Annotated in this window: 1 protein-coding gene and 1 pseudogene; both read right to left on the reverse strand. The window is 76.9% G+C overall.

Annotated features, from left to right (window positions below):
* Nucleotides 1-581: 581 nt before the first annotated feature.
* On the reverse strand, nucleotides 582-1,934 hold the full coding sequence (locus ADY01_RS34525; RefSeq protein WP_049580731.1) for a CHAT domain-containing protein: 1,353 nt from the start codon (nucleotides 1,932-1,934) through the stop codon (nucleotides 582-584).
* A pseudogene (locus ADY01_RS34530) lies at nucleotides 1,931-2,991 on the reverse strand (magnesium chelatase); the annotation flags it as partial. The pseudogene ADY01_RS34530 and the gene ADY01_RS34525, both read right to left, overlap by 4 nt.

The raw sequence follows: 2,991 nt of genomic DNA on the forward strand, positions 1-2,991 counted from the left end.
CGGCGTACCTATGTGGCCACCTCGCCCCTGCGGATGTCGCTGTCCGCGCCCGAGCACGGCGAGGCGGGGACGCCGTTCACCGCCGAGGTCACCGTGGCGGCGGCGGGCGGGACGTACCGGCGGGGGGGGGGGGGGCCCCCCCCCCCCCCGGGGGGGGCGCCCCCCCCCCCCGGCCCCCCCCGCCCCCCCCCCCCCCCCGGGGGGGGCGGCCCCCGTCGCCGCGGGGGGGGGCGCGCCGCGGGGGCGGGTGCGGAACGGCACGCCGCCCGCCGTGACCAGGGTGAGGACGAGCGGCCCCTCGGCGTCCGGCCCCGGCGCCTCGGCGACATGGGCGACGAACCGCGCCGGGCCGTACGTTCCGCCGAACCGGTGCAGCACCACGGCGGCGGCGCCCAGCGACTCGACGGTCACCCCGGCGCGCCCGTCGAGCATGCAACCGACCACGAACTCCTCCTGCTCGTACGGCCACACGCCGTCCGGATCGGCGAGTTCGAGATCGACGGAGATGAAGTAGCTGCCGCCCGGGGCGACTTCACGCGGCCAGCGCACCAGGGGGCGCAAGGAGATCAGCGGTTCGTCGGTCATGGCCCGTTCCCCGCTCCCCGCGCGAGCGTGCGCAGGCTCGTGTCGGGGTGGCCGTAGTACACGTACAGGAAGCTGGCGAAGAACAGCTTGAAGTCCGCCTCGGTGCGGCTGTCCCGCGCCTCGCCCGCGCGGCGCCGCGCCCGCCTGGCGTAGTGGCGGCGGTGCGCGTGGAGAACGGCGGCGAGGTTGGTGCGCCGCTCCTCGGTGGTGTGCAGCAGCCGGACGGCGAAGTCGTGCGAGTGGTTGAGGTCGATGTCGCCGACGGTGGCGATGACCGCGCAGGCGCCGCGCCGCAGGAAGAGCTCGGCGAAGCTGCGGACCTGCCCCCCGGGCCCCCGGGCCTCCAGCACGGTCCGCCCGGACGAGCAGGCGTTGAGGAGGACGGGCGCGCGGTGCCGGCGCAGGGCCCGCATGGTGAAGTCGGTGTACTCGTTGAGGGACAGGCCGCCCAGCGTGAAGTTCCGGGTGGCGCGCGAGTAGACGCCGTGGCAGCGGATCAGCAGCAGGCCGAACGGGTCGAGGTGGTCGCCGAGCCGGTTCATCAGCTCCTGGACGGTGCGGGCGCGTGGCTCGACCAGGTAGGGCGCGAAGCTGTCCTCCCGCTCGGCGAACCGCTCGTCCTCCAGCATCAACAGGCCGCCCTCGCTGGCGCGTTCCTCGGCCGACCAGTCGCGCGAGCGGGCGCCGTCGTGGACGCTGAGCCACCGGACGACCGGGATCAGCTCGCCGAGCCACCCCTCGTCGCTCGGCTCCGCGTCCAGCGACGGCTGGTGGTAGAGCAGCTCCCACGGGATGTCGTAGGGGGTGTTGTCCCAGATCACCAGACGTGGTTGACCACGGGCCGCGAGCAACTCCCGTACCCACTCCACCAGTCGGCTCTCGGGGAGCCACCAGTTCATCACCTCGTAGTAGGTGTCCTGCCACGGCCGCGCGCCGGAGGGGCGTGCCGCGCCCTCGGCCTCGGCCTCCGCCGCTTCGGCCACCAGTCTGGCCAACGACAGGTCGGCGGGCGGCAGTTCGATGGAGACCTGCTCGTGCGTGGCCACCTCGACGGAACCGCCGTGGTGCCAGCTGAGGTTGAGCCGGGGCCTGCCCTCCCAGCTGCTGCCGGTCACGCGCAGCATGGCCACGTCGGCGGGGAGCGCGGCGTTCAGGCCGACCCGCTCGGGCTCGAACTCCCGGGGCGGCGGCTCGGGTTCGGCGCGTGCTCGCCGTTCCGCGCGCGGGGGCTGCTCCGGGAGCTGCTCCGGGGGCGGCGCGGCCCGGCGGGCCGGGGCCGGTGACGGCGGGGGCCCGCCGGTGTCCGCCCGGAGGTAGTCGCGCATGCCGCCCGCGGGGTGACCGTTCACGCCCGCCCCCTCTCCGCGGGGCGCCGGGGCGCCACGACCAGGTGGGCGCCCATCGCCTCGGCGAGGTCGAGGGCCAGCTCCGGGTAGACGTCGAGGCCGGGGGCGACCACCACCGGGCGCGCCCGGGTGAGGGTGCGGGCCGCGGTGGCGACGCGCAGCGAGTCGGTGACGCCCTCGCGGCCGACGCGGGCCGGGGACCGCCCGCTGACGCTGGCGTCGAGCGGCACATTGCCCCGGCCGTCGGTGACGACGACGAGCAGCGCCTCGTCCAGCGCGGCCCGGCCGTTGCGCAGCGTCCGGCGCAGCTCGTGCACCGCGAGGTCGAGCGCGTGCGCGAGCGGACTGGCAAGCCCCGGCGGCCTGTTGAGCGAGGCGAGGACGCGGGGGTCGAGCAGCGAGCCGACGCGGTAGCGCTCGGCCGACAGCTCGTGGGCGGCGTCCCGGTGGCCGAACTCCACGACCGTGACTGCCGCGTTGCCGTAGTAGCCCCAGCGCAGATAGGGCGCGAGCGCCGGGCCCCAGTCCCAGCCGCCGTGGCAGGAGTGGTCCAGGACCAGCACCAGGGCCTTGCCGCTGTCCGGGCGACGGCGGTACTGGCGCAGGTCGGCGGCGTCGACCAGGAGGCCGCCGTCCCGCGGCCCGTCCGGGTCGTGGCCCCGGCGGATCCGCTGGAAGCGCGCCGCCTCCATCAGGGTGGGGATCAGCGCGAGGTCGCGCAGGTCCCGGGCGGGCTGGAGGCCGATGGGTTGGCCGCGCGCCGCTCCCGCGCCGGCGCGCGCCGAGCGGGCGGTGCGCAGGGAGCCGAACGGGGGCAGCGCCTCGGGGGCGTCCTCCGGGTAGGGCGAGCGGTCACCGGCCCCGGACGGAAGCGAGGCGGGCTCCAGGGGGGCGGGGGGGGCGGGGGCCGCGATCCGGGGGGCGACGGTTGTGCGCCCCCGCGCCTTCTCCCGCAGCAGCGGGTTGGGAACCGGCCCGGCGGGGGGCTCACCGCCATACTCGGCGGCCGGGGGGCCGGCGCCCCCCCCGCCCGTCTCTTTTACACATCTCCCAGCCCCCG

The organism is Streptomyces sp. SBT349, from assembly GCF_001083795.1.
In the GTDB taxonomy this organism is placed as follows: Bacteria; Actinomycetota; Actinomycetes; order Streptomycetales; family Streptomycetaceae; genus Streptomyces.